The sequence below is a fragment of the Pseudomonas frederiksbergensis genome, from assembly GCF_001874645.1.
Lineage (GTDB): Bacteria > Pseudomonadota > Gammaproteobacteria > Pseudomonadales > Pseudomonadaceae > Aquipseudomonas > Aquipseudomonas frederiksbergensis_B.
The window spans coordinates 1,765,865-1,792,838 of the sequence record NZ_CP017886.1; the positions used below are offsets into that span (position 1 = coordinate 1,765,865).

Here is a 26,974-nt window from a genome sequence, read left to right on the forward strand (position 1 = left end):
AAACAGCAAAAGCAAGATCAAAAGATCGCAGCCTGCGGCAGCTCCTACGGATATCACCTACCCACAATGAAGTGACGCGCCCGCCCCACCACTCAACAGGCCGAGCGTTAGCTCGCCTGCCGCTGTTGATCTTGATCTACCCGCCCCTTCGGGAGGCCGAGTGCAGGGGTTCATCAGGGGGTGGGCGCGCAGCGCCGTACGGCGCAGCCGGACACATCGAGAGGAGGTCGTCGCGCAGCAGACCGTAGGCGATGCCCCCTGATGAACACCGGAGCGAGGGTACGCCGAGCCTAGGCGAGGTGCCGTACGCTTGGGGCGAAGCCTTTTGCTTACTTTTCGGCGTCTGGAAAAGTGAGGCGCCGTAAGGGCGAAACCCTAAGTGGCCGTTACCGCAGAAATGGATATGTACACCTGCAAGAGATTGGTCGGCTGTCAGGCCGCCTTCGCGAGCAAGCCCTCTCCCACATTTGTTTTGTGGCGCTCAATAAAAAACCCGCAGAACCAATAACGGTTCTGCGGGTTTCTCATTTCAGCAGCCAGGAAGATCAGAAATCTTCCAACCGCCACACCTCGTAAGCCGGCGTCTCATAGGGATGGCTCTGCTTCAGAGCCTCCACCACAGAACGAATCAACTCATCGCTGACCACCAGCTCAACCTTCCACTCCTCAACCTGCTCGACCTGCCCCGCTTCACCCATAAACGGCTGACTGCCATCCAACGGACGAAACTGGCCCAAACCCAGCACCTGCCACGCACAGTGGTCATACAGACCGATCCGCCCACCACCCGCAGCGAACACAGCCCCCTTGACCACGTCTACATGGCTCTGAGGAACAAAAAAGCTGAGCTTATACACAGCGCTTAGTTCACCCACACACGAGCGTTACGGAACATACGCATCCACGGTGCGTCTTCGCTCCACTCTTCCGAGCGCCACGAGTTCTGCACGGCGCGGAACACCCGCTCCGGGTGCGGCATCATGATGGTCACGCGACCGTCACGGCTGGTCAAACCGGTGATCCCGCGCGGCGAGCCGTTCGGGTTGGCCGGGTAGCTTTCAGTGACCTTGCCATGGTTGTCGACGAAACGCATCGCCACGCAACCCGACACATCCGCTTCCAGCAACGCTTCTTCGCTGGCGAACTCGGCATGACCTTCACCGTGAGCGATGGCGATTGGCATGCGCGAACCGGCCATGCCTTGCAGGAAGATCGAATTCGACTCCTGAACCTGAACCATCGCCACACGGGCTTCGAACTGCTCGGAACGGTTACGCACGAAGTGCGGCCAGAACTCGCTGCCCGGGATCAGCTCGTGCAGGTTGGACATCATCTGGCAACCGTTGCACACGCCGAGGGTGAAGCTGTCGGTACGTTCGAAGAAGCCCTGGAACGCATCGCGAGCACGGCTGTTGAACAGCGCCGATTTCGCCCAGCCTTCACCGGCACCCAGTACGTCACCGTAGGAGAAGCCACCGCACGCCACCAGACCTTTGAACTCGTTCAGGTCGACACGGCCGGCCAGAATGTCGCTCATGTGCACGTCGATTGCGTTGAAACCGGCACGGTCGAACGCTGCCGCCATTTCCACCTGACCGTTGACGCCCTGCTCACGCAGTACGGCAACCTGTGGGCGAATGCCTTTTTTGATGTAAGGCGCGGCGACGTCCTGGTTGACGTCGTAGCTCAGCTTGACGCTCAAGCCCGGGTTGTCTTCTTCCAGCAGCACGTCGAACTCTTGTTCGGCGCAGTCGGCGTTGTCACGCAGACGCTGGATCTGGTAGCTGGTTTCAGCCCACTGACGTTGCAGCAGACCACGCTGACCTTCGAACACAGTGTCGCCGTTGAAGGTGATGCTGATCTCGCTGTTGTTCATCGGCTGACCGATCACCGACACGCAATCGTCCAGACCCGCCGCGCTGAACTGCGCAAGGATGTCTGGCGTGGCGTCCTGGCGAACCTGGATCACCGCACCCAGCTCTTCGTTGAACAGGATCGCGGCGATGTCGGCCGAGGTTTCCGCCAGACCGTCGAGGTTCAGGCTCAGACCGCAGTGACCGGCAAAAGACATTTCCACCACGCTGGTCAGCAGACCGCCATCGGAACGGTCGTGGTAAGCCAGCAGGTGACCGTCGGCGTTGAGGCCCTGGATCACCGCGAAGAACGCTTTCAGGTCTTCGGCGTCGTCGACGTCCGGAGCCTGCTTGCCAAGCTTGCCGTGAACCTGTGCGAGGATCGAAGCGCCCATGCGGTTCTGGCCACGGCCCAGGTCGATCAGGATCAGGTCGGTGGTGCCTTTGTCCATGCGCAGTTGTGGGGTCAGGGTCTGACGGATGTCAGTCACTGGCGCGAAACCGGTCACGATCAGGGACATCGGCGAGGTGACGGTCTTGTCGACGCCTTCGTCGTTCCAGCGCGTGGCCATGGACATCGAGTCCTTGCCCACCGGAATGGTGATGCCCAGCTCTGGACACAGTTCCATACCGACTGCTTTGACGGTGTCGTACAGACGTGCGTCTTCGCCCGGGTGACCGGCAGCCGACATCCAGTTCGCCGACAGCTTGATGTCGGAGATTTTGGCAATGCGCGACGCGGCAATGTTGGTCAAGGTTTCGCCGATGGCCATGCGGCCCGACGCCGGAGCGTCCAGCAGTGCCAGCGGAGTGCGCTCGCCCATGGCCATGGCTTCACCGGTGTAAACGTCGAAGCTGGTGGCGGTGACGGCAACGTCAGCCACCGGAACCTGCCACGGGCCGACCATCTGATCACGGGCCACGAGGCCGGTGATGGTGCGGTCGCCGATGGTGATCAGGAAGCTTTTGCTGGCCACGGCCGGGTGATGCAGAACGCGCTCGACGCAGTCGGCAATGGACAGGGTCGACGGATCGAAGTCGTCGCCCAGCTCGGCTTCACGAACAGCCGAACGGTGCATGCGCGGGGCTTTGCCCAACAGCACTTCGAGTGGCATGTCGACCGGGCTGTTGCCGAAGTGGCTATCCGTGACAGTAAGCTGCGGCTCGGCAGTGGCTTCGCCGACGACCGCAAACGGGCAACGCTCGCGCTCGCAGATCGCCTTGAAACGTTCGAAGTCGGCCGGGCCGACCGCCAGAACGTAGCGTTCCTGGGATTCGTTACTCCAGATTTCGTGCGGGGCCATGCCCGGCTCGTCGTTTGGAATGTTGCGCAGTTCGAAGCGCCCGCCACGGTCGCCATCGTTGACCAGTTCCGGGAAGGCGTTGGACAAACCGCCCGCGCCGACGTCGTGGATGAAGCTGATCGGGTTGTGTTCACCCAACTGCCAGCAACGGTCGATGACTTCCTGGCAACGGCGTTCCATTTCCGGGTTTTCGCGTTGTACCGAAGCAAAGTCCAGGTCGGCCGAGCTGGTGCCGGTGGCCATGGAGGAAGCCGCGCCACCGCCCAGACCGATCAGCATCGCCGGGCCGCCGAGCACGATCAGCTTGGAACCAACGAGAATTTCACCTTTCTGCACGTGTTCGGCGCGAATGTTACCCATGCCGCCGGCCAACATGATCGGCTTGTGGTAGCCACGCACTTCATCGCCACGCGGGGTGGTGATGGATTGTTCGAAGGTACGGAAATAACCGGTCAGCGCCGGACGGCCAAATTCGTTGTTGAATGCAGCGCCGCCCAATGGACCTTCGATCATGATGTCCAGCGCAGTAACGATGCGCTCGGGCTTGCCGTACGGCACTTCCCACGGCTGTTCGAAGCCCGGGATTTGCAGGTTGGACACGGTGAAACCGGTCAGGCCAGCCTTTGGCTTGGCACCGCGACCGGTGGCACCTTCGTCGCGAATCTCGCCACCGGAGCCGGTGGATGCGCCCGGGAACGGGGCAATCGCGGTCGGGTGGTTGTGCGTTTCGACTTTCATCAGGATGTGCACCGGCTCCTGCACCGCGCCGTACTGGCGGGTTTCAGGGTCCGGGAAGAAACGGCCGGCCACGTTGCCGACGATCACCGAAGCGTTGTCCTTGTAAGCCGACAGAACGCCTTCGCTGTGCATCACGTAGGTGTTCTTGATCATGCCGAACAGGCTTTTTTCCTGGCTCTCGCCGTCGATGTCCCAACTGGCGTTGAAGATCTTGTGACGGCAATGCTCGGAGTTCGCCTGGGCGAACATCATCAGTTCGATGTCGTGCGGGTTGCGCTTCAAACCAACGAAGGCGTTGACCAGGTAGTCGATCTCGTCTTCGGCCAGGGCCAGGCCCAGTTCGACGTTGGCTTTTTCCAGTGCGGCACGACCGCCACCCAGAACGTCGATCGCCGTCAGCGGCTTCGGTTCGGAGTGACTGAACAGGCCAGCAGCCTGTTCGAGGTTTTCCAGCACGATCTGGGTCATGCGATCGTGCAGCGCATCAACAACAAGCTGTGCTTGTGCCTCGGTGAATTCGCCGGTCACGTAGAAAGCGATACCGCGTTCCAGGCGCTGGATTTTCGCCAGGCCACAGTTGCGGGCGATGTCGCTGGCCTTGCTCGACCATGGCGAGATGGTGCCAAAACGTGGCAACACCAGGAACAGACGGCCGGTCGGCTCTTGTACCGGAACGCTAGGACCGTACTTCAGAAGGCGCGCTAGCACCTGCTGTTCGTCGCCGGTCAGGACGCCGGTAACTTCGGCGAAGTGAGCGAATTCAGCATACAGGCCACTGACAGCCGGGACCTTTTGGCTCAGTTGCTCAAGGAGTTTGCTGTGGCGAAAGGCAGAAAGGGCAGGAGCGCCGCGCAGGATCAACATCTTCGGGACAGCCTCGGGAAGGGGGTGTGCTTTGAGGCCGTGCATTCTAGCCTAAACCGCCCGCGACAGCACCCGAAACGCTACACCCGGTATTGTCCGAACGTCGGCCCGGGGCTCCAAGCCTATAACCAATGCTCATTAAGGTGCTCCCGGGGGGTTATTTTGGTTGTCACATTCCAGCCTGAGCGCCTGTTCTTGCGGGCTCGCGCCAGGTTCTGGACGCTCTAGCAGACAAGCCTCTTGCTGTCGAGATATGGCGGTCGTGGTCCTTTGCGTATACTGCGCAGATGTTTTCCCCAACGGCTTTGCGTCCGCGATTCGCCAAATGGCTCATCGCAACCGGACTCTTCCTGATGCTCAGTGGCTGTGTTGATAAACCCAACACACTGGAGCGCGTAAAGGAGGATGGCGTGCTGCGTGTGGTTACCCGCAACAGCCCCGCCACCTACTTTCAGGATCGCAACGGTGAAACCGGCTTCGAATACGAGCTGGTGAAGCGCTTCGCCGACGATCTGGGTGTTAAGCTGAAAATCGAAACCGCGGACAACCTCGACGACCTGTACGGTCAGTTAGGCAAACCTGGCGGCCCGGTGCTGGCTGCTGCCGGCCTGGTCAGCAGCGAGAAACGCAAACAGCAAGTCCGGTTTTCCCACTCGTATCTGGAAGTCACCCCACAGATCATCTACCGCAACGGCCAATCGCGGCCTACCAATGCGGCGGATCTGGTCGGCAAGACCATCATGGTGCTCAAGGGCAGCACCCACGCCGATCAACTGGCAGCGCTGAAAAAGAAATACCCCGGCATTCAATACGAAGAGTCCGACGCGGTTGAGGTCGTTGACCTGCTGCGCATGGTTGATGAAGGTCAGATCGATCTGACACTGGTCGACTCCAACGAAGTCGCGATGAACCAGGTGTACTTCACTAATGCGCGGGTTGCCTTCGACCTGGGCGACGCCAGCAACCAGAGCTGGGCGGTCGCCGCCGGGGATGACAACAGCCTGCTCAACGAGATCAACGACTTCCTCGACAAGTCGCAGAAGAACGGCACCCTGCAACGCCTGAAAGACCGCTACTACGGGCACGTCGATGTACTGGGTTACATGGGCGCCTACACCTTCGCCCAGCATTTGCAGCAACGACTGCCCAAGTACGAGAAACACTTCAAGGCGTACGCCAAGGAAGAAAAAGTCGACTGGCGACTGCTCGCGGCGATCGGTTATCAAGAATCGCTGTGGCAACCGGCGGTCACCTCAAAAACCGGCGTTCGCGGCCTGATGATGCTGACCCAGAACACCGCGCAGGCCATGGGCGTGTCCAATCGCCTGGACGCCAAGCAAAGCATTATGGGCGGCGCGAAATACCTGGCTTACATGAAAGATCAACTGGACGACTCGATCCAGGAGCCGGATCGCACATGGTTTGCGCTGGCGGCCTACAACGTCGGCAGCGGTCACCTGGATGACGCACGCAAGCTCGCCGCCAAGGAAGGGCTGAATCCGGACAAGTGGCTGGATGTGAAAAAGATCCTGCCGCGCCTGTCGCAAAAACAGTGGTACAGCAAAACCCGCTATGGCTACGCCCGTGGCGGTGAGCCGGTGCATTTTGTGGCGAACATCCGGCGTTACTACGACATCCTGACATGGGTCACTCAGCCGCAGCTTGAGGGCGATCAGGTCGCCCAAGGCAATCTGCACGTGCCGGGCATCGACAAGACCAAGCCGCCTGAAGAAAACCCACCGCTTTAAATCGCGCCACCTGCAAAAAGATCGCAGCCTTCGCCAGCTCCTACGGGGTTTTGTGTACACCTGTAGGAGCTGGCGCAGCCTGCGATCTTTTGATCTTAGGCTTTTGCAGCAGCCGCCAGAATCAGCGCTTTCATCTCCGCAACAGCCGACTTGAACCCGACGAACAGCGCATGAGCCACCAGCGCGTGGCCGATGTTCAGTTCGTTGATACCTTTGATCGCCGCAACCGCTTCAACGTTGTGGTAGTGCAAGCCATGACCGGCGTTGACGATCAGGCCTTGAGTCAGGCCAAACGCTACGCCATCCGCCACACGTTTCAGTTCTTCAGCCACCGAAGCCGGCGTCTCGGCGTCCGCATAACGGCCCGTGTGCAATTCGATGGCCGGCGCGCCAACGCGTTTCGATGCTTCGATCTGGCGCTCGTCGGCGTCGATGAACAGCGACACTTCGCAGCCGATTTTCGCCAGACGATCCACCGCTGCCTTGATCCGCGCTTCCTGCCCCGCCACATCCAGACCGCCTTCGGTGGTCAGTTCCTGACGGGTTTCCGGCACCAGGCAAATGTGCGCCGGACGTATGCGTTCAGCGAACGCCATCATCTCCTCGGTCACGCCCATCTCGAAGTTCATGCGGGTTTGCAGCACGTCCTTGAGCAACAACACGTCGCGCTCCTGGATGTGCCGACGGTCCTCACGCAGATGCACGGTGATGCCATCAGCGCCCGCCTCTTCCGCGTCCAGCGCCGCTTTCACGGGATCAGGGTAACGAGTCCCCCGGGCCTGACGCAGGGTGGCAACGTGGTCAATGTTCACGCCAAGAAGAATGCGATTGCTGGTGGTCACGGAAGCGCTCCAGAAGTAGAGAAAGTTCGGTGCACAGCATACGGGTTGATCAGGGCTTGCGAAACAACTCGCGACTGACCAGTGGGCGACCGCCCAGGTGAACCGCCAATGCCTGGCGCATCAGACGCTTGGCGGCGGACAAGGCACCCGGCGCGCTCCAGTCTGCGTCGGCCATGGCCAACAGTTCGGTGCCGTTGAACAGACCGGGCTGCAGCAGGTAGACCCGCTCCAGACCCGCATCGACCTGCAAGCGATACAGGCCGTCGGGCGCGACAGGTTCGCCATGGATATCCGCGTTCAGCGCAAAGCCGTAACCCAGATCATCGAGCAGCCGCCATTCGAACGAACGCAACAACGGCTCCAGCGGACGCCCTTCGGCGAGGGCCAGCAAGGTCGCAGCGTAATGATCGAATACAGCCGGATGGGGATCTTCGGACGGCAGCAGGCGGATCAGCAGTTCATTGAGGTAAAGACCGCTGAACAGCGCCTCACCATTGAGCCAGGTGGAGACGCCGGCGCTTTCCATGCGCCCGACGTTCTTCAGCTCACCTCGACCACGGAACTCGACTTCCAGCGGCACGAATGGCCGCGCCAGCGTTCCAGCCTTGCCCCGCGCACTGCGCAACACCGCCCGCAGCCGACCTTGCGGCGTGAGGAAATCCACCAATGCGCTGTTTTCGCGGTAGGCACGACTGTGAAGCACGTAGGCGGGTTGGCCGGTTGGCGCGGTGGTCGACATGGTGTTTGTGTTTCCCGGTCAGGGATTGCAAAAAAGATCGCAGCCTTTGGCTGCTCCTACATGGGTTTTGTGTACACCGTAGGAGCTGCCGCAGGCTGCGATCTTTTGATTGTGTATCTTTTACAGGTCGCCGTAGCCCAGCGAACGCAGGGCGCGTTCGTCGTCGGACCAGCCGCCTTTCACCTTGACCCAAAGGTTGAGCATGATCTTGGAGTCGAACAGCAGCTCCATGTCCTTGCGCGCTTCGGTGCCGATGCGCTTGATCCGCTCGCCCTTGTCGCCAATGATAATTTTCTTCTGACCGTCACGTTCGACGAGGATCAACGCATGAATGTGCAGGGTTTTCCCCTGCTGCTTGAACTCTTCGATTTCCACGGTGATCTGGTACGGCAGCTCGGCGCCCATCTGGCGCATGATTTTCTCGCGTACCAGTTCGGCGGCCAGGAAACGGCTGCTGCGGTCGGTGATCTGGTCTTCCGGGAAGAAGTGATCGTTTTCCGGCAGTTGATCGGCGATCACCCGCTCCAGCGCATCGAGGTTATGCCCGTGCTGAGCCGAAATCGGAATGATCTGCGCGTTCGGCAACTGCTCCTGCAACCAGCTCAGGTGCGGCATCAACTCGGCTTTGTCTTCGATGCGGTCAGTCTTGTTCAGCGCCACGATCAACGGGCCTGTCACGTACTGAACGCGCTCGAGAACCATCTGGTCTTCTTCGGTCCAGCGGGTGCGGTCAACCACGAAGATCACCACGTCGACGTCTTTCAACGCGGCCGAAGCGGTCTTGTTCATGTAGCGGTTGAGGGCCTTCTCGCCACCTTTGTGCATGCCGGGGGTGTCGACGTAGATCGTCTGCACGGCGCCTTCGGTCTTGATCCCGAGCATGTTGTGACGGGTGGTTTGCGGTTTGCGCGAAGTGATCGCCAGCTTCTGACCCAGGATGTGGTTCAGCAGCGTGGATTTGCCCACGTTCGGGCGGCCGACGATGGCGACATAGCCACAGCGAGTTGCAATTGAATCAGTCATGGCCATTCTCCACGCCCAGGGCAATCAGTGCTGCGGCGGCCGCTACCTGTTCGGCAATACGACGACTCACACCCTGACCTCGGCTTTTTTCGTTCAGTAAGGTGATTTCGCATTCGACGAAGAACGTCCGGCAATGCGGCTCACCCTGGATATCCACCACTTCGTAACGCGGCAGTTCACAGGCACGCGACTGCAAGAACTCTTGCAGCCGGGTCTTTGGATCTTTGTTGGTGTCGACCAGCGTCAGGCTATCGAACTCGGACGTCAGCCAGGCCAGCACGCGTTCGCGCGCCATGTCCATGCCGGCATCCAGGTAGATCGCACCGATCAACGCTTCGAGGGCATCGGCAAGGATCGATTCACGGCGGAAACCGCCGCTCTTCAACTCACCGGACCCCAGGCGCAGGTACTCGCCCAGGTCGAAACCACGCGCCAATACTGCCAGCGTCTCACCTTTGACCAGACGTGCGCGCAAACGCGACAACTGGCCTTCGCGAGCCAGCGGAAAGCGGTCGAACAGCGCTTCACCGGCAACGAAGTTGAGAATGGCATCACCGAGGAATTCCAGGCGTTCGTTGTTGCGCCCGGCAAAGCTGCGGTGTGTCAGGGCCAGAACCATCAGTTCCTGGTCCTTGAAGGTATAACCGAGCTGACGCTCGAGACGGCTTAAAGAGACGCTCACGGTTGACCCACGCTAAGTTCGTGGTCGACGTCCATCACAGCAACGCTGCTAGGTTTTTGGACAATTAACGCTGTGTTCAAAAATTACTTCCTGAATATCGTTGGCTTCATGCATCTGCGGTGGCCTTCTGCTGGCTCCAGAAATGCATTCGGCGCTGTGTTCAACAGCGCCGTGTGTGATTACTTGATCAGGCCAACCCGCGAGAAATTCGGCAGGTGACTGAGTTTCGGTTCCGGCCAGCTCATCCAGACCGCGAAGGCCTTGCCGACGATATTCTTGTCGGGAACCATGCCCAGCAGATCCTTGGGAATACTTGGATCATCCCAGTAGCGACTGTCGTTTGAGTTGTCGCGGTTGTCGCCCATCATGAAGTAGTGCCCGGCAGGCACGGTCCACTGATGGTCGGGGGTTGCGCGGTAGCGGCTCATTTCCTTGCGGATCAGGTGCTCGGCGGCGCCGAGTTTTTCCTTGTAGAGCTCGGCACTGCCCAACGTACCCGGCTCGGAGCCAACCAACAGCTCTGCGATCGACTCACCGTTGACGAACAGACGCTTGTCGGCGGTGTAACGAATCTGATCACCCGGCAGGCCCACGACACGCTTGATGTAGTTGACGTTCGGGTCGCTTGGGTAGCGGAACACCATCACATCGCCACGCTGCGGGTCACCGACCTGGATGACTTTCGTATCGAGCACCGGCAAGCGGATCCCGTAAGAAAATTTGTTCACCAGAATGAAGTCGCCAACGTCCAGGGTCGGCTTCATCGAGCCAGACGGAATCTGGAACGGCTCCACCAGGAACGAACGCAGCACCAGCACGATGAACAGCACCGGAAAGAACGATTTGCCGTATTCAACCAGCATCGGTTCTTTGTTCAGTTTCTCGACCACCACCCTATCCGGCTCGCCAACGCTACCCTCATAGGAGGTAATGGCAGCACGCCGACGCGGCGCCAGGAAAACCAGATCGAGCAACCCCAACAGGCCGCAAACGAAGACGGCGATGACCAGCAACAGCGGGAAATTTAGTGACATAGGACCTAACTATCCAACCTGAGCACAGCGAGGAAGGCTTCTTGTGGAATTTCCACATTACCGACCTGCTTCATGCGTTTTTTACCGGCCTTCTGCTTTTCCAACAGCTTGCGCTTACGGCTAACGTCACCGCCGTAGCATTTGGCCAATACGTTCTTTCTGAGTGCCTTGACGGTTGTCCGCGCCACAATCTGCCCGCCAATGGCGGCCTGGATTGCCACGTCGAACATCTGCCGCGGAATCAGTTCTTTCATCTTCTCGGTCAACGCGCGACCTTTGTAGTGCGCGTTGTCACGGTGCACGATCAACGCCAGGGCGTCGACTTTTTCACCGTTGATCAATACATCCAGCTTCACCAGATTAGCTGATTGATAACGATCGAAATGGTAATCCAGCGAAGCATAGCCGCGACTGGTGGATTTGAGACGGTCGAAGAAGTCCAGAACCACTTCGTTCATCGGCAAATCGTAGGTCACCTGGACCTGGCTACCGAGGAACAGCATGTCATGCTGTATGCCACGCTTCTCGATGCACAGGGTAATGACGTTGCCCAGGTGTTCTTGCGGCACAAGAATGTTGGCCCGCACGATGGGTTCGCGCATGTCTTCGATGGCCGACAGATCCGGCAGCTTGGACGGGTTGTCGACGTAAATCGTTTCACCGGTTTTCAGCAACAACTCGAAAATAACCGTCGGCGCAGTGGTGATCAGGTCCAGGTCGTACTCGCGCTCCAGGCGCTCCTGAATGATCTCCATGTGCAGCATGCCGAGGAACCCGCAACGGAAGCCGAAGCCCAGGGCGTCGGAGCTTTCCGGGGTGTATTGCAACGACGAGTCGTTCAGGGTGAGCTTTTGCAGCGCTTCGCGGAAGTCTTCGAAGTCGTCGGAGCTGACCGGGAACAGACCGGCATAGACCTGCGGCTGAATGCGTTTGAAACCTGGCAGCACGTCGACGTCCGGCGTCGAGCTCAAGGTCAGGGTGTCACCGACTGGCGCACCGTGAATGTCCTTGATGCCGGCGATGATGAAGCCTACTTCACCGGCTTTCAGGTCGACGGTGGCAGTGTGTTTCGGGTTGAACACACCCACGCTGTCCACCAGGTGGATCTTGCCGGTGGATTTGACCAGAATCTTGTCGCCCTTCTTCACGCAGCCATGGCGCACGCGAACCAGGGAAACAACGCCCAGGTAGTTGTCGAACCAGGAGTCGATGATCAGTGCTTGCAGCGGATCTTCAATGTTGCCGGTCGGCGCGGGAATGGTGTGCACCAGACGCTCGAGCACTTCATCGACGCCCAGACCGGTCTTGGCACTGCACTCGACCGCGTCGGTGGCATCGATGCCGATGATTTTTTCGATTTCTTCTTTGACGCGGTCCGGATCGGCCTGTGGCAGGTCGATCTTGTTCAGGACCGGCATCACTTCCAGGCCCTGCTCGATCGCCGTGTAGCAGTTGGCAACCGATTGCGCCTCGACACCCTGACCGGCATCGACCACCAACAAGGCACCTTCACAGGCCGCCAGCGACCGGCTGACTTCATAGGTGAAGTCAACGTGGCCGGGGGTGTCAATGAAGTTCAGCTGGTACTTGATACCATCACGGGCAGTGTAATACAGGGTAACGCTGTGAGCCTTGATGGTGATCCCGCGCTCACGCTCAAGGTCCATGGAGTCCAGTACCTGGGCTTCCATTTCGCGCTCGGCCAGGCCGCCGCACATCTGGATAAAGCGATCGGCCAGAGTCGACTTGCCATGGTCAATGTGGGCGATGATGGAGAAATTGCGGATATGACTCAAATCACTCACGGATCAACACTCAAAAAGGCTGCAGGCATAGCCCGCCGAAAAATAGCCGGGAATTGTACCTGATACACGACGCAAGCGTCACGTTCACAGGCCAACGGTATTGGATACAAAAACGCCCCGCTCTTGCGAACGGGGCGTTTGAGTGTGAGTCAGGGCAGGAAATACCTGCGATCAACCGGCTCGGCGCAACAACCAAAGACCCGCCACCGCGCAGATACCGGCCGGAACCAGCACCGCGAACAACGGCGAGAAGCCGAAGACCAGGCTTGAAGGCCCGAGCAAATCCTGAGCGATACGGAAGGTAAAGCCGACCAGTACACCGGTGAATACGCGCTGCCCCAGCGTCACCGAGCGCAGCGGACCGAAGATAAAGGAAATCGCCATCAACACCAGGGCAACGGTGACCAGTGGCTGCAATACCTTGACCCAAAATGCCAGCCAGTAACGGCCATTGTTCAGGCCCTGATCCGCCAGATAGTGGATATAACCCCACAAACCGCTGATCGACAACGACTCCGGCGCCATGATCACCGTGTTCAGCAGTTGCGGGCTCAACGGCACATCCCAGCGCTCTTGCGGCGCAGTGACTACTTCGGTACTGCCGTCATGGAACACCGTGGTGGTGACGTCGTTCAACTGCCAATGATCTGTTTCAAACTGCGCACGCTTGGAGAAGCTCGAGGTCAGCATGTGACGCTCGCTGTCAAAACGATAGCGGGTCACACCATACAGAATGCCATCCGGCTGCACCGAGTTGATGTGAATGAACTCATCACCCTGACGGTGCCACATACCGTGCTTGGCACTCTGCGCATCGCCAATACCCTGAGCCAGGGAGCGATTGGCCTGAGCCACGTTTTCCGCAACGGGCGCAACGTATTCACCGACCAGTACGCCTGCCAGCATCAACACCAGCATCGGCTTCATCACCGCCCAGACGATCCGGCCGATGGACACGCCAGCGGCGCGCATGATGGTCAGTTCACTGCTGCTGGCCAGACTGCCCAGCCCGATCAGGCAGCCGATCAGTGCCGCCATCGGCAGCATGTCATAGACCCGACGCGGCGCTGTCAGCACTACATAGCTCAAGACGTCAGTGAGGGTGTAGGTTTCACTGATGTCACTCATCTCATCAATGAAGGCAAACAAGGTCGCCAGGCCCAGAATGATCCCCAGTACCGCCAGGATCGCCATGAAAACACTGCCACCTATGTAGCGATCGAGCTTAACCACGGGTCACCTCCAGCGCACTGCGGCGACTCGCCATTTTCAAACGCAACGGTTCCCAGTAGAGCAGTCCCAGGCCAATGGCCAGGAATATTGCGTGAACCCACCACAGACCCAGTGCCGGGGGGATCTTGCCTTTCTCCAGAGCACCGCGCGCGGCAATCAGGATGGTCAGATAAGCCATATAAAGAAGAATCGCCGGCAGCAATTTGAGGAAACGTCCCTGGCGCGGATTGACCCGCGACAGCGGCACCGCCATCAACGTCACGATAAACACCAGCAACGGTAGCGACAGACGCCACTCGAGCTCGGCGCGTGCACGAATATCCGGATTATCCAGCAGGGTACGGGTCGTCATCGCATCGCGATCGGTCACCTCGTCGCTGACATCCGGTTTGGGCAGCAACACGCCGTAGGTGTCGTACTTGATGGCACGGTAGTCAGCCAGCCCCGGATTACCGTCGTAACGGTAGCCATTGTCGAGAATCAGGTAACGGTTGCCGTCCTCCTTGATCTCCTGACGGCCCTTTTCCGCGACCAGTACGGAAATGCCGCGATCCTTCTGGTCGGCGGAAAGGCGTTTTTCCGAGATGAACACACCGCCCAGGTTGATCCGGTCATCGGACAACTGCTCGGTGTACGTCACCCGCGAACCATCGCGCAAAGCCTGAAAACGGCCCGGCACCAGCGTGTCGAACTCGGTCATGGCATCCTGCTTGTTCAGCAGCAACTGAAACTGATTGGCGCCTTGCGGTGCCAGGCTCAGGCTCAGCCAGGCGACAATTACGGCCACCAGCGTAGCCGGAAACAGGGTCATGCCCAGCAGACGCTGCTGGCTCATGCCGGTCGCGGAGAGCACGGTCATTTCGCTTTCAAGGTACAGGCGACCGTAGGCCAGCAGGATCCCGAGAAACAGCCCCAAAGGCAGGATCAGTTGCAGGAAACCCGGCAGACGAAAGCCCATGATCAGGAACAGCGAGCCTGGGTCCAGAGCGCCCGAGGCGGCCTGGGCCAGGAACTTGATGAAGCGCCCACTCATGATGATGACCAGCAGCACAGCGCTGACGGCGCTCAAGGTCAACAGGACTTCGCGGGATAGATAACGGAAGACGATCAAACCAGACACTCCAGGGTTGTCAGGCTAAGGCGGCCAAACAAGCAAACATATCGGGCGGCCCGCAGGGCTGAGCCGCCGAAAAAGATGGCGCATTATCCTGTGATTGAACGCGCCTGTCACTGCGCACGCTCAAGCAGCCGCGCAATGGCGTAAAGATCACCTGCGCGAGGGTTGTCAGTTGCCGCGAGCGAGGTTCAAACTGCGGCCCTTGTCGCTGGCATGAACCAGCGTCTTTCTATAGACAGGCAAACGTGTGCGCGCACTGCGTAACACGCTGCACTTTGACCATTTATTCAGGGACCCGGACATGGAACTGGTTGTAAAAAGCGTTAGCCCAGAAACGTTGAAAACCGCCACTCTGGTGGTCGCCGTCGGCGAAGACCGCACACTCGGCAACGTCGCCAAACAGCTCGACGAGCTCAGCGGCGGCGCGATCAGCGCTGTCCTCAAGCGTGGCGACCTGGCTGGCAAAGTGGGTCAGAGCCTGTTGCTGCACAGCCTGCCAAACCTCAAAGCCGAACGCGTGTTGCTGGTTGGCGTGGGTAAAGACGCCGAACTGGGCGACCGGCCGTTCCGCAAAATCATCGCCGGCGCATTGAACACCCTCAAAGGCCTGGGTGGCAGCGATGCCGCACTGGCGCTGGACGAAATTGTGGTCAAAGGGCGTGACAGCTACGGCAAGACCCGTCTGCTGGCCGAAACCCTGGTGGACGGCGAATACACCTTCGAGCAGTTCAAGAGCCATAAGTCCGACCCGCGCGCCCTGAAGAAAATCACCCTGCTGACGATCAAGGCCGCCCAGGCTGAAGTCGAGCGCGCCGTGACTCACGCCACCGCAATCGCCAACGGCATGTCCTTCACCCGCGACCTGGGCAACCTGCCACCGAACATCTGCCACCCAAGCTTCCTCGCCGAGCAGGCGAAGAACCTGGGCAAGGAGTTCAAGGGCCTGAAAGTCGAAATCCTTGATGAGAAGCAAATCAAGGAGCTGGGCATGGGTTCGTTCTACGCCGTTGGCCAGGGCAGCGCCCAGCCACCGCGCCTGATCGTCATGCAATACAACGGCGGCAAGAAATCCGAGAAGCCATACGCACTGGTCGGCAAGGGCATCACCTTTGACACCGGCGGCATCAGCCTCAAGCCTGGCGCCGGCATGGACGAGATGAAGTACGACATGGGCGGCGCAGCCAGCGTGTTTGGCACCTTGCGTGCCGTGCTCGAACTGAAACTGTCGATCAACCTGGTGTGCATCCTGGCCTGTGCCGAGAACATGCCAAGCGGCAAGGCTTCGCGTCCTGGCGATATCGTCACCACCATGAGCGGCCAGACCGTGGAAATCCTCAACACCGACGCCGAAGGCCGTCTGGTGCTGTGCGACGCCCTGACCTACTCCGAACGCTTCAAGCCACAAGCGGTGATCGACATCGCCACCCTGACGGGCGCTTGCGTGGTCGCTCTGGGCGCTCACACTTCAGGCCTGCTGGGCAACAACGACGAGCTGATCGGCCAACTGCTGAGCGCTGGTCAACAGGCTGACGACCGCGCCTGGCAACTGCCGTTGTTCGATGAGTATCAGGAACAGCTGGACAGCCCGTTCGCCGACATCGCCAACATTGGTGGCCCGAAAGCCGGCACCATCACGGCGGCCTGCTTCCTGTCGCGCTTCACCAAAAACCTGAAGTGGGCACACCTGGACATCGCCGGCACGGCCTGGACCAGCGGCGGCAAGGACAAGGGCGCCACTGGCCGTCCGGTTCCACTGCTGACCCAATACCTGCTGGACCGCGCCAAAGCCTGAAACTGAAACCCCTGCGCCGCATCGTCCATGGATGACGCGGCGCAGGCGTCAGGAACTGCAATGACTAAAGTCGATTTCTATATCCTGCCCAGCGCCGATCCCTCCGCGCGACTGGATTTTGCCTGCAAGCTCACCGAAAAAGCCTGGCGCATGGGTCACCGCATCTACCTGCATTGCAGCGATGCCGCCCAGCGTGACGATCTCGATGCGCGCCTGTGGGCGTTCAAAGGTGAAAGCTTCGTGCCTCACGGCCCCGCCGAAAGCGAACCGGACGGTTTGATTGTGCTCGGCCTGGGAGACGATCCAGGACAACACCAGGACTTGCTGGTCAATCTTGACCTCAAAGTCCCGTCTTTTGCCCAGCGCTTTGCCCGTGTGGCTGAAGTGGTGGTTGAAGACCCGACTATTCGTCAGGCCGCGCGGGAGAGTTTCCGTTTCTACCGCGAACAGGGCTATCCTCTGCAAGATCACCGTTTACAGCGACTCTGAGCACACGATGGACACGTCAAACCCGCTGCAAAAGTCCGTACACCTGCTGGACGACCTCGAGTCGATCCGCCAGTTGCTCGGCGATGACAACCTGCAACCACCGCTGCTGACCGACACGGTCGAGCAAGGCAGTGATGAAGGCCAGATTCCGATGTTGTTCGATCAGGTCGGCGGCAAACCGCGGGCTGAAATCATCGAACCACCGGCTCCCACACCGACACCCGCGCCCGCACCTGTCGCGGCTCCGGCTCCGGCATCATCCGTCCAGCAAGGCGCCGATGTCATGCTGCACCTGAACGACGAACTGCGCGCCGCTGCGCAATTGATCATGCAAGACGTGATCGACGACTTCGCCCCACACATCGAAACCGAAATCAAACGCCGCCTGGATGCGCGGATGGAACGGCTTCTCAGCCATTACGAGTAACCTCCATCTCCCAATGTAGGAGCTGCCGCAGGCTGCGATCTTTTGGCGTCTTCAAGCACGCTGAAAATCAAAGTCAAAAGATCGCAGCCTGCGGCAGCTCCTACAAGGGATCGCCTCCACATTTGATCTGCGCCCGGTCCGCCCCTGCTCGCCCTTCGCCCCATGCCCCGCTATACTTGCCGGCTTTTCCTGAATAAATGCCAATAGGGTCCCGCCGCGCATGGATAAGACCTACCAGCCGCACGCCATTGAAACTTCCTGGTACAACACCTGGGAGTCCGAGAATTATTTCGCCCCGCAAGGCGCGGGCGATTCCTACACCATCATGATCCCGCCGCCGAACGTCACTGGCAGCCTGCACATGGGCCATGGCTTCAACAACGCGATCATGGACGCGCTGATCCGTTTCCGTCGCATGCAGGGTCGCAACACCCTGTGGCAGCCGGGCACCGACCACGCCGGTATCGCCACGCAAATGCTGGTGGAGCGTCAACTCGAAGCCAAGGGCCAGAATCGCCACGATCTGGGCCGCGAAAAATTCCTCGAGAAAGTCTGGGAGTGGAAAGATGAGTCCGGCGGCAACATCAGCCGTCAAATCCGCCGCCTCGGCTCGTCCGTCGACTGGAGCCGCGAGCGCTTCACCATGGACGACGGTCTCTCGGAAGCGGTCAAGGAAGCCTTCGTCCGCCTGCACGAAGACGGTCTGATCTACCGCGGCAAGCGTCTGGTCAACTGGGACACCAAACTGCACACGGCGATTTCCGATCTCGAAGTGGAAAACCACGACGAGAAAGGCTTCCTGTGGAACCTGAAGTACCCACTGGCCGACGGCGCCAAGACCGCTGAAGGTCTGGATTACCTGATCGTCGCGACCACTCGTCCGGAAACCATGCTCGGCGACTCCGCCGTGGCCGTTAACCCGAACGATGAACGCTACAAAGCCCTGATCGGCAAATGTGTCGAGCTGCCACTGGTGGGCCGCCGCATCCCGATCATCGCTGACGATTACTGCGACCCTGAGTTCGGCACCGGCTGCGTGAAAATCACCCCGGCGCACGATTTCAACGACTACGAAGTCGGCAAGCGCCACAACCTGCCACTGCTGAACATCTTCGACAAGAACGCCGAGGTGCTGGCAGCCGCCCAGGTATTCAACCTCGATGGCAGCGTCAACGAAGAAATTGACGGCACACTGCCCGCCGAATACGCCGGCCTCAACCGTTTCCAGGCCCGCAAGGAAATCGTTGCCGCGTTCGAAGCGGCTGGCCTGCTGGTCAGCGTCGACGATCACGCCCTGAAAGTGCCGAAAGGCGACCGCTCCGGCACCATCATCGAGCCGTGGCTGACCGACCAGTGGTACGTTTCCACCAAACCACTGGCCGAGCCTGCGATTGCTGCCGTTGAAGACGGCCGTATTGCGTTCGTGCCCAAGCAGTACGAAAACATGTACTTCTCGTGGATGCGCGACATCCAGGACTGGTGCATCAGCCGTCAGCTGTGGTGGGGCCACCGGATTCCGGCCTGGTACGACGAGTCGGGCAAGGTCTACGTCGGTCGCGACGAAGCCGAAGTGCGTGCCAAGCACAACTTGGGTTCCGACGTTGCGCTGCAACAGGACAACGACGTTCTCGACACCTGGTTCAGCTCGGGCCTGTGGACTTTCTCCACCCTCGGCTGGCCGCAGCAGACTGAATTCCTGAAGAAGTTCCACTCCACCGACGTGCTGGTGACCGGCTTCGACATCATTTTCTTCTGGGTTGCCCGGATGATCATGCTCACCATGCATTTGGTGAAAAACGAAGACGGCACGCCGCAGGTTCCGTTCAAGACCGTCTATGTGCACGGTCTGGTACGCGATGGCCTGGGCCAGAAGATGTCCAAGTCCAAGGGCAACGTCCTGGACCCGCTGGACATCATCGACGGTATCGAGCTGGAAGCGCTGGTGGAGAAACGCACCTCGGGCATGATGCAGCCGAAACTGGCGAAGAAGATCGAGAAGCAGACCCGCGACGAGTTCGCCGACGGTATCGCCAGCTACGGCACCGACGCCCTGCGCTTCACCTTCTGCTCGCTGGCCTCGACCGGCCGCGACATCAAGTTCGACATGGGCCGCGTCGAAGGCTATCGCAACTTCTGCAACAAGATCTGGAACGCCGCGCGCTACGTGCTGGACAAGGGTGAAGACTGCGGCCAGAACGGCGAAGCCTACGAGCTGTCGCTGGCAGATCGCTGGATCATTTCGCAGCTGCAACGCACCGAAGCCGAAGTGACCCGCCAACTCGACCAGTTCCGTTTCGACCTGGCCGCACAAGCCTTGTACGAGTTCATCTGGAACCAGTATTGCGACTGGTACCTGGAACTCTCCAAGCCTGTGCTGTGGGACGAAAACAGTCCGATCGAACGCCAGCGCGGCACCCGCCGCACCTTGGTTCGCGTGCTGGAAGTCGCCTTGCGTCTGGCTCACCCGTTCATGCCGTTCATCACCGAAGAAATCTGGCAGCGCATCGCGCCGCTGGCCGGTATCGAAGGCAAGACGATCATGCTGCAAGCTTGGCCAGTGGCCAATGAAGCACGCATCGACCAGGCCGCCGAAGACGACATCGAATGGCTCAAGGGCCTGATGCTCGGCACGCGGAACATCCGTGGCGAGATGAACATCGGCCCCGGCAAGCCACTGCCGCTGTTCCTGAAGAACGTCAGCGCCGAAGATCAGCGTCGTCTCACCGAGAACGAAGTCCTGCTGAAGAAGCTGGCCAAGCTCGAGTCGATCACCGTATTGGCCGCAGGCGAAGAAGCCCCCCTGTCTGCTACCGCATTGGTTGGCGAGATGGAAGTGCTGGTGCCGATGGCCGGCCTGATCGACAAAGACGCCGAACTGGCGCGTCTGGACAAGGAAATCCAGCGTCTGCAAGGCGAAGTGCAGCGCGTGGGTGGCAAGCTGTCCAACGCTGGCTTCGTTGACAAGGCCCCGGCCGAAGTTATCGAGAAAGAACGCGCCAAACTGGCCGAAGCCGAACAGGCTCTGGGCAGATTGGCCGAGCAGCATGCGCGGATTGCCAGCCTCTAACGGCAAATCGCTATAAGAAGGGAGGCCCGAGTGGTCTCCCTTTTTTACGCTCCCAAACACCACAAATCCCCCGTAGGGGCTGCCGCAGGCTGCGATCTTTTGATCTTGTTGTAAAAGCAGAGTCAAAAGATCGCAGCCTGCGGCAGCTCCTACGGTGTACGACGTGTTTTTGTAGCGGGCGAAGCCTGCGATCTTGGCGATCTCTGGCGACGAGAGATGTGGGACAATGCCCACCACTTTGAGCCAAAATCCTGAATCGACTTCCCATGACCGCCCCTAGCAAACCCAAAGCCCCGCGCCAAAAGCCAAAACCTTCGACCCCGGCCAAAGCCGTCGAGCCGCGCGAGAAGGCCAGCCTGCACCCACGCAACCGCCACCAGGGCCGTTACGACTTCCCGGCGCTGATCAAGACCACGCCTGAGCTGGCGAAGTTCGTGATCATCAATCCTTATGGCAAAGAGAGCATCGATTTCGCCAGCCCCGACGCGGTGCGGGTGTTCAACCGGGCGCTGCTCAAGTCGTTCTACGGCATTGCCCATTGGGACATTCCGGCCGATTACCTGTGCCCACCGGTGCCGGGGCGTGCCGACTATGTGCACTTTCTGGCGGACCTGCTGGCCAGCGTCAACGATGGCGAGATTCCTCGGGGCGCGCCGGTCAAGGTGCTCGATATCGGCATGGGCGCCAACTGCGTCTATCCGTTGATCGGCTACAGCGACTATCGCTGGCACTTCCTCGGCTCGGAAATCGACCCGACGGCCGTGGCCGCCGCCAAAGCCATCGTGCAGTCCAACGGACTGAACAAAGCCATTCAGTTGCGCCAGCAAAGCAATCCCAAGCACATTTTGCTGGGCCTGCTCGAACCCGGCGAACGCTTTGACCTGACCATGTGCAACCCGCCGTTCCACGCATCAATGGACGAGGCTACCCGGGGCAGCGAGCGTAAATGGCGCGCACTGGGCCGCGCCGACCCGAAGCGCAAACTGCCGGTGCTGAATTTTGGCGGCCAATCGGCCGAACTGTGGTGTGAAGGCGGCGAAGCACGGTTTGTGACGCAACTGATCGCCGAGAGCGCGCACTTTCAACACAAAGTGCTTTGGTTCAGCACCCTGGTCTCGAAAGCCTCAAACCTGCCTGCCATCCAGACGGCACTGAAAAAGGCCGGCGTACTGGAAAGCCAGGTCGTGGAAATGTCTCAGGGGCAGAAGCAAAGCCGTTTTGTCGCCTGGACCTTCCAGACTAAATCCGAGCAGCAGGTCTGGCGCGAACGCTGGGTTCGTAAAGCCTGAGTCGCGGCGGAAACAGCGGTTGGCCCTGGGTCAATCGCTGAATCGCAGACGCAAAAAAACCGTGCCCGGATTGCTCCGGAGCACGGTTTTTTTTATGCGTCTTACTTGTTAACAGCGTCAGTCAGGCCTTTAGCCACGACCAGCTTGATAACTTTCTTGGCGGCGATTTCGATGGCAGCGCCAGTCGAAGGGTTGCGGCCGGTACGGGCAGGACGCTCGGTCACTTTCAGCTTACCGATACCTGGCAGAGTGATTTCGCCGCCGTTTTCCAGTTGATCAGCAACGATTTGGCCCAGTTGGTCCAGAGCGTTACGCGCGGTGGTTTTTGGCGCGTCGATAGCTTCAGCGATATCGGCGATCAGTTGGTCTTTAGTAAGAGCCATGTGGTGTTCCTTCCCTATCAAATTCATATGGTTTGCAGAGTGCAGTGTCAGCCATCGAGCCCGATCTTCTGGATCTGGCACCCTCGGCTACAACACCGACGGGTCGGGGTTATAGATGCCGAAATCAGGGTTTGGTTCGACCTGACAAATGCTGAATGCACGCTTAACGCAGTGACTTCGCGTAAGACGGGGCAAAACTAGCACAGAGACGGGGAAATATCCGCCTCTACCTACCCATTTGGTCAGCTTTATTGCTCTAAATCCGGAAAAAAGCGCATAAGCCCGGTCAGACACGCCTCGAACACCCTTCAAGCACCGCCAAAACCAGCAGGTGCGGTACACTGGGCACTTTTTCGGGGAGCACGCCCTCCCCCATTCAATCAGCCGAGAAGCCCATGCCGATCCGTCATTGCATCGTCCACCTGATCGACAAAAAACCCGACGGCACACCCGCAGTTCTCCACGCCCGCGACTCGGAACTGGCAGAGTCCACGGCCATCGAGAACATGCTCGCCGACCTCAACGAGAGCTATAACGCCAAGCAAGGCAAGGCCTGGGGTTTATTCCATGCCGAGTCCGGCGCGCATCCGTTCAGCGGCTGGCTGAAGGAATACCTCGACGGCGGCAAGGACTTCACGGCGTTCAGCCGCATTGCCGTGGAACACCTGCAAAAGCTGATGGAAGAGTCCAACCTGTCGACCGGCGGCCACGTGCTGTTCGCGCACTACCAGCAAGGCATGACCGACTACCTGGCCATCGCCCTGCTGCACCACAGCGAGGGCGTGGCGGTGACCGATCAGCTCGACGTGACCCCATCGCGGCACCTGGATCTGGGCCAGTTGCACCTGGCAGCGCGGATCAACGTTTCCGAGTGGCAGAACAACAAGCAGTCCAAGCAGTACATTTCCTTCATCAAGGGCAAGAACGGCAAGAAGGTTTCGGAATATTTCCGCGACTTCATCGGCTGCCAGGAAGGCGTCGACGGCCCGGGCGAAACCCGCACCCTGCTCAAGGCGTTCAGTGATTTCGTCGAAAGCGAAGACCTGCCGGAAGAGTCCGCCCGCGAGAAGACCAAGACCCTGGTCGACTACGCCAGCAGCCAGGCCAAGCTCGGCGAACCGATGGGCCTCGAAGAGTTGTCGGAGCTGATCGACGAAGAACGCCCGAAAGCCTTCTACGATCACATCCGCAACAAGGACTACGGCCTGTCGCCAGAGATCCCGGCGGACAAACGCACCCTGAACCAGTTCCGCCGCTTCACCGGCCGCGCCGAAGGCCTGTCCATCAGCTTCGAAGCGCACTTGCTGGGCTCGAAGATCGAATACGACGAAGAAGCCGGCACGCTGATCATCAAGGGCCTGCCGACCCAGTTGACCGATCAACTGAAGCGCCGCAACTGATGCTTAACGGCGTACTGAAGAAATTCCTGCTGATCCTGCTGGTGGTCGTGGTCTACCAGAACTGGGGCAAGATCGAGCGGGTATTCAATCCATCGCAAGGGGTGTCCGAGCAGACCCAGGCCAACGCCAAGGTCGTGCTCTACGCCACCGACTGGTGTGGCTACTGCAAACTGACCCGGCGCTTTCTCGACCAGAAAGGCATTCCTTACCGCGAGTTCAACATCGAAAAAGATGCCGAAGCGCGCAAGACTTATGAAGCGCTCGGCGGACGCGGAATTCCGATGCTGGACGTGAACGGCACATTGATTCGTGGTTATGAGCCTGAAGCGATCCTTACAGCGCTTAAGTAACCCCCGAAGATCAAAAGATCGCAGCCTGCGGCAGCTCCTACATTGGGACGGTGTATACCCGTAGGAACTGCCGCAGGCTGCAATCTTGGCAATTTTCCTCTCACCAAAAATCTGTCTGACGCTCAGCGAGCTTCAATCCGAAAGCCAAACCGCGGGAAGTGCACATGCACCCGCCCGCCACGTTCATCTTTGCGGCGCAGGATCAGCTCTTCGCTTCCTGCAAACAGCAACTCGCCCGCGACCGGATCAACGCCATAGTCAATTGCCGCAATGACCACTTGCTGACCAACCTTGAAGCCGTTGGGCTCATCGAATTGTTCGTCCGGCAAGGCCGCAGGTGTTGAATGACGCGCAACCTCCAGCGCCTCTTCAGCGGTCATCTCGCTAAACGCGCCATGCCCGAAGCCCATGACCCGAGCCAGCCAGGCCGACACCGCCGGATAAACATCGACCAACGGCGCAGTCACCGGTGTGCCCTTGAGAAACCACAACGGGTGGGCCATGGCGAAGTCGGCAATCGAAGGCTCGCCGAATAAATAGTCACCGTCCTCGCGCTCTAATTGCTGCTCAAGTCGCGCCATGATCGTCGGCCATTGATGCCTGGCTTGCTCGGCCGACAATCGCGTGGTGCTCCCACCGCCGAACAGCCCGGCGCGGTCAGCAACAAACGCGTTGATCGCCTCTGGAGACAACCTGGCAAAGCGCGCCGCCACCGATTCGGGCTGGAACACCAGGCTGACCGCGTGCTGAAACACCACCGAATCAGCCCAGGCGGCCAAGCTTGCAGCGATCATCTCCTGGCCTTCGGGGAACAATGCTGGCGAAGCCTTTTCCTGTTCCAGACGCCGAGCAATCAACGCCGTGTCGCAGTAGATATCGGCGCCGATCTGCAACACCGGGGTCTTGCGGTAGCCACCGGTCAGCGCGGTCAGGTCAGGTTTTGGCATCACTCGCGGGATTGTCACGGAACGCCAGGACAAGCCTTTGAAACCGAGCAACAGCCGGACTTTTTCCGCGAAAGGGGAAGTCGAGTAATGGTGAAGAATCAACTCTGACATGCTGTAACCCGCTGCTGGTGTTAGGAGTCAGCAGCTTAGCGCGCAATCGGATAGCGGCCTACCCATCCACCTGATGGGCACTTATCAGTCAGATTGATAAGCCCGCAACGGCGCTCGCCACCAGGCATTCCTTGGCGCTTTTCTTGAGTTTTTTGATCAGGCGCTCCTGACGCAACGCTTCGCTTTTGTCGCGGCAGGCTTCGGTATACACCAATGCAACAGCCGGGCTGGAGAGGAAGAAACGCGCACCTTTGCCGCTTTGATGGGTGGCAAAACGGCGGACGGGGTCATCGCTGATCCCGCAGTACAACGAACCGTTGGCCGCGCGAACCAGATAGACGAACCACGGCTTAGTGACCGGACTGGTTGGTTCGGCGCTGCTGACAGAGGATTCACTCAGGGTGTTCACGTGACGATCAAGGCTTGAAAGGAACAAGCCGCGATCTTATCAGCGACTGGCCTGGAATGCCTTCAGCCCCTTCAAGGCCTGTGCGCGAACGGCATTGCTGACCAACGGTGTCCAACCCAGCAACAGACCTTTGAAACCCAACGCCTGACGCGACCAGCGCCACAGATCGAAATGATCGTGGTGCTCGCAGATCTTGCCATCACGGAAAACAAAACGCGCCTGGATATCGTTGACCACCGTATTACCCGTCTGGCTGAACAGGTAGGTCGCCACCCAATGGGCGCCGCCCGTGCGCTCGTCGGCACGGACGTTGTCGAACGTGAGGGAAAAGTTTTTGGCCTTCGTGGTGAGCATCCGCCACATGTCGCCGGCATCGCGCCCACGCAGTTCGCCGAACGCCGGATCACTGAACACCACGTCCTCGGTGTAGCAGGCGCTCATGGCTTCGGCATCCAGCCGCTGGAAGGCCTCGTAGAACCGGGTGATCAATGCGGTGTGGGTATCGCTCATACAAGCTCCCTGGGTTTGCACACTTTTTTCAAAAGAATGATTTCGTCAGATTGACTGCACGATAGTCAACAAACGCACGGAACACTACCGGCATTCGTGGCGGGAATACCTTCAGGTGTGCCGAAGCCTAATGCACCATGCCGCTCTCACGGGCATAGGCAAAGAGCTCCACGTCCGTGGAAATGCCCAGCCTTTGCATGGCCATGCCTTTCTGTTTACTGATTGTCGATACGCTACGTTTGAAGTAGCCGGCGATTTCACTGACGGTCATGCCGCTGGCGAGCATTCTCACCACTTCAAGCTCCTTGGCCGACAGCGAAGGGGACGTCGTCTGAACCTCGGCGTCTGCCTGTACCAGCGCCGCACGCAAGGACTCGCTGATGAAACGCCGCCCTTCGCCCACCGACTTGATCGCCATGGGCAACTCCGTCGCCGACGCGCCTTTGGCGATGATCGCCATCACGCCTTGAGCGAACACCGCCCTCAGTGTCGTGACGTTGGCGAACATCGTGACCAGAATAATCGGCATCGCCGGGTAGCCACGTCGCACCCTGTTCAGCATCTGCAATCCATCGGACTGCAGATTGCCTGGCATGGAAAAGTCCGTGATCAACAGATCGCAAGGCGTGGTGGAAAGCAGGCTCAACAGGCTGTCCGGGCCGTCGGCTTCCCCCACGACCACACAGGTTCGGTTCAGATCGATGAGCATCCGCAAGCCGATACGAACGACAGGATGGTCGTCAGCGATGATTACGCGCATTGTCGGATTTATCCTGTTTGGTGACTGAAATACGCGAAAAATAGCGCCGTCCCGATCT

23 protein-coding genes are annotated in these 26,974 nt (G+C 59.4%); 8 read left to right on the forward strand and 15 right to left on the reverse strand.

Annotated elements, in window-relative coordinates; genetic code table 11:
* Window positions 1-545 precede the first annotated feature (545 nt).
* Both BLL42_RS08800 and purL read right to left on the reverse strand, forming a co-directional pair.
* Window positions 546-857, reverse strand: a complete 312-nt coding sequence (locus BLL42_RS08800; RefSeq protein WP_071551706.1) for a YqfO family protein — start codon at window positions 855-857, stop codon at window positions 546-548.
* A gap of 5 nt (window positions 858-862) precedes the next feature.
* A complete protein-coding gene (gene purL / locus BLL42_RS08805) occupies window positions 863-4,759 on the reverse strand; it encodes a phosphoribosylformylglycinamidine synthase (protein ID WP_071551707.1) in 3,897 nt (1,298 codons plus the stop codon).
* Between the two features lie 287 nt (window positions 4,760-5,046).
* On the opposite strand from purL, the gene mltF reads away from it, so the two are divergent.
* Entirely contained in the window at window positions 5,047-6,507 is a 1,461-nt protein-coding gene (mltF, locus tag BLL42_RS08810; RefSeq protein WP_071551708.1) for a membrane-bound lytic murein transglycosylase MltF, read from the forward strand.
* Window positions 6,508-6,602: 95 nt separating this feature from the next.
* On the opposite strand, the gene pdxJ is transcribed toward mltF, so the two are convergent.
* The 8 genes from pdxJ to lptF all read right to left on the reverse strand — a co-directional run bounded on the left by pdxJ (window position 6,603) and on the right by lptF (window position 14,976).
* On the reverse strand, window positions 6,603-7,349 hold the full coding sequence (gene pdxJ / locus BLL42_RS08815) for a pyridoxine 5'-phosphate synthase (protein WP_071551709.1): 747 nt from the start codon (window positions 7,347-7,349) through the stop codon (window positions 6,603-6,605).
* A gap of 49 nt (window positions 7,350-7,398) precedes the next feature.
* Complete coding sequence (gene recO / locus BLL42_RS08820) at window positions 7,399-8,088, reverse strand: DNA repair protein RecO (protein WP_019691999.1); 690 nt, start codon at window positions 8,086-8,088, stop codon at window positions 7,399-7,401.
* A 120-nt stretch (window positions 8,089-8,208) separates the two neighbouring features.
* Window positions 8,209-9,111, reverse strand: a complete 903-nt coding sequence (gene era, locus BLL42_RS08825) for a GTPase Era (protein WP_071551710.1) — start codon at window positions 9,109-9,111, stop codon at window positions 8,209-8,211.
* A complete protein-coding gene (gene rnc / locus BLL42_RS08830; RefSeq protein ID WP_019691997.1) occupies window positions 9,104-9,793 on the reverse strand; it encodes a ribonuclease III in 690 nt (229 codons plus the stop codon). The genes era and rnc overlap by 8 nt, the downstream gene beginning before the upstream one ends.
* 179 nt (window positions 9,794-9,972) lie before the next feature.
* Window positions 9,973-10,827 carry a signal peptidase I gene (gene lepB, locus BLL42_RS08835; protein ID WP_071551711.1) on the reverse strand — a complete coding sequence of 285 codons (855 nt, stop codon included), beginning with the start codon at window positions 10,825-10,827 and terminating at the stop codon, window positions 9,973-9,975.
* Between the two features lie 5 nt (window positions 10,828-10,832).
* Complete coding sequence (lepA, locus tag BLL42_RS08840; protein ID WP_071551712.1) at window positions 10,833-12,632, reverse strand: translation elongation factor 4; 1,800 nt, start codon at window positions 12,630-12,632, stop codon at window positions 10,833-10,835.
* Window positions 12,633-12,803: 171 nt separating this feature from the next.
* A complete protein-coding gene (gene lptG, locus BLL42_RS08845) occupies window positions 12,804-13,865 on the reverse strand; it encodes an LPS export ABC transporter permease LptG (protein ID WP_071551713.1) in 1,062 nt (353 codons plus the stop codon).
* Entirely contained in the window at window positions 13,858-14,976 is a 1,119-nt protein-coding gene (gene lptF / locus BLL42_RS08850) for an LPS export ABC transporter permease LptF (RefSeq protein ID WP_071551714.1), read from the reverse strand. Before lptF ends, lptG begins: the two co-directional genes overlap by 8 nt.
* Before the next feature lie 307 nt (window positions 14,977-15,283).
* Between lptF and BLL42_RS08855 the strand changes: the two genes are divergently transcribed.
* The 5 genes from BLL42_RS08855 (at window position 15,284) to rlmF (ending at window position 22,046) form a co-directional block, all read left to right on the forward strand.
* Window positions 15,284-16,774: a leucyl aminopeptidase gene (locus BLL42_RS08855; RefSeq protein ID WP_071551715.1), complete on the forward strand. Its 1,491-nt coding sequence runs from the start codon at window positions 15,284-15,286 to the stop codon at window positions 16,772-16,774.
* 60 nt (window positions 16,775-16,834) lie between these two features.
* Window positions 16,835-17,263, forward strand: a complete 429-nt coding sequence (locus BLL42_RS08860) for a DNA polymerase III subunit chi (protein WP_071551716.1) — start codon at window positions 16,835-16,837, stop codon at window positions 17,261-17,263.
* Window positions 17,264-17,270: 7 nt separating this feature from the next.
* Window positions 17,271-17,690 carry a DNA polymerase III subunit chi gene (locus BLL42_RS08865; RefSeq protein WP_071551717.1) on the forward strand — a complete coding sequence of 140 codons (420 nt, stop codon included), beginning with the start codon at window positions 17,271-17,273 and terminating at the stop codon, window positions 17,688-17,690.
* A gap of 220 nt (window positions 17,691-17,910) precedes the next feature.
* Window positions 17,911-20,757, forward strand: coding sequence for a valine--tRNA ligase (locus BLL42_RS08870; RefSeq protein WP_071551718.1), 2,847 nt, complete (start codon window positions 17,911-17,913; stop codon window positions 20,755-20,757).
* Between the two features lie 266 nt (window positions 20,758-21,023).
* Window positions 21,024-22,046 (forward strand): 23S rRNA (adenine(1618)-N(6))-methyltransferase RlmF, encoded by a 1,023-nt coding sequence (gene rlmF, locus BLL42_RS08875; RefSeq protein ID WP_071551719.1) that lies wholly within the window; start codon window positions 21,024-21,026, stop codon window positions 22,044-22,046.
* 101 nt (window positions 22,047-22,147) lie between these two features.
* On the opposite strand, the gene BLL42_RS08880 is transcribed toward rlmF, so the two are convergent.
* Entirely contained in the window at window positions 22,148-22,429 is a 282-nt protein-coding gene (locus tag BLL42_RS08880) for an HU family DNA-binding protein (protein ID WP_007905514.1), read from the reverse strand.
* A gap of 395 nt (window positions 22,430-22,824) precedes the next feature.
* Here BLL42_RS08880 and yejK point away from each other — a divergent pair, with 395 nt between their 5' ends.
* Both yejK and BLL42_RS08890 read left to right on the forward strand, forming a co-directional pair.
* A complete protein-coding gene (yejK, locus tag BLL42_RS08885; protein ID WP_071551720.1) occupies window positions 22,825-23,829 on the forward strand; it encodes a nucleoid-associated protein YejK in 1,005 nt (334 codons plus the stop codon).
* Window positions 23,829-24,179, forward strand: a complete 351-nt coding sequence (locus BLL42_RS08890; protein ID WP_071551721.1) for a glutaredoxin family protein — start codon at window positions 23,829-23,831, stop codon at window positions 24,177-24,179. Before yejK ends, BLL42_RS08890 begins: the two co-directional genes overlap by 1 nt.
* 122 nt (window positions 24,180-24,301) lie before the next feature.
* Here BLL42_RS08890 and BLL42_RS08895 read toward each other — a convergent pair whose 3' ends face one another.
* From BLL42_RS08895 to BLL42_RS08910, 4 genes are all read right to left on the reverse strand, one after another.
* On the reverse strand, window positions 24,302-25,237 hold the full coding sequence (locus BLL42_RS08895) for a glutathione S-transferase family protein (protein ID WP_071551722.1): 936 nt from the start codon (window positions 25,235-25,237) through the stop codon (window positions 24,302-24,304).
* A gap of 88 nt (window positions 25,238-25,325) precedes the next feature.
* Window positions 25,326-25,646: a GIY-YIG nuclease family protein gene (locus BLL42_RS08900; RefSeq protein WP_071551723.1), complete on the reverse strand. Its 321-nt coding sequence runs from the start codon at window positions 25,644-25,646 to the stop codon at window positions 25,326-25,328.
* Window positions 25,647-25,685: 39 nt separating this feature from the next.
* Window positions 25,686-26,156, reverse strand: a complete 471-nt coding sequence (locus tag BLL42_RS08905; RefSeq protein WP_071551724.1) for a nuclear transport factor 2 family protein — start codon at window positions 26,154-26,156, stop codon at window positions 25,686-25,688.
* A gap of 127 nt (window positions 26,157-26,283) precedes the next feature.
* Window positions 26,284-26,916: a response regulator gene (locus tag BLL42_RS08910; RefSeq protein ID WP_071551725.1), complete on the reverse strand. Its 633-nt coding sequence runs from the start codon at window positions 26,914-26,916 to the stop codon at window positions 26,284-26,286.
* Window positions 26,917-26,974 lie beyond the last annotated feature (58 nt).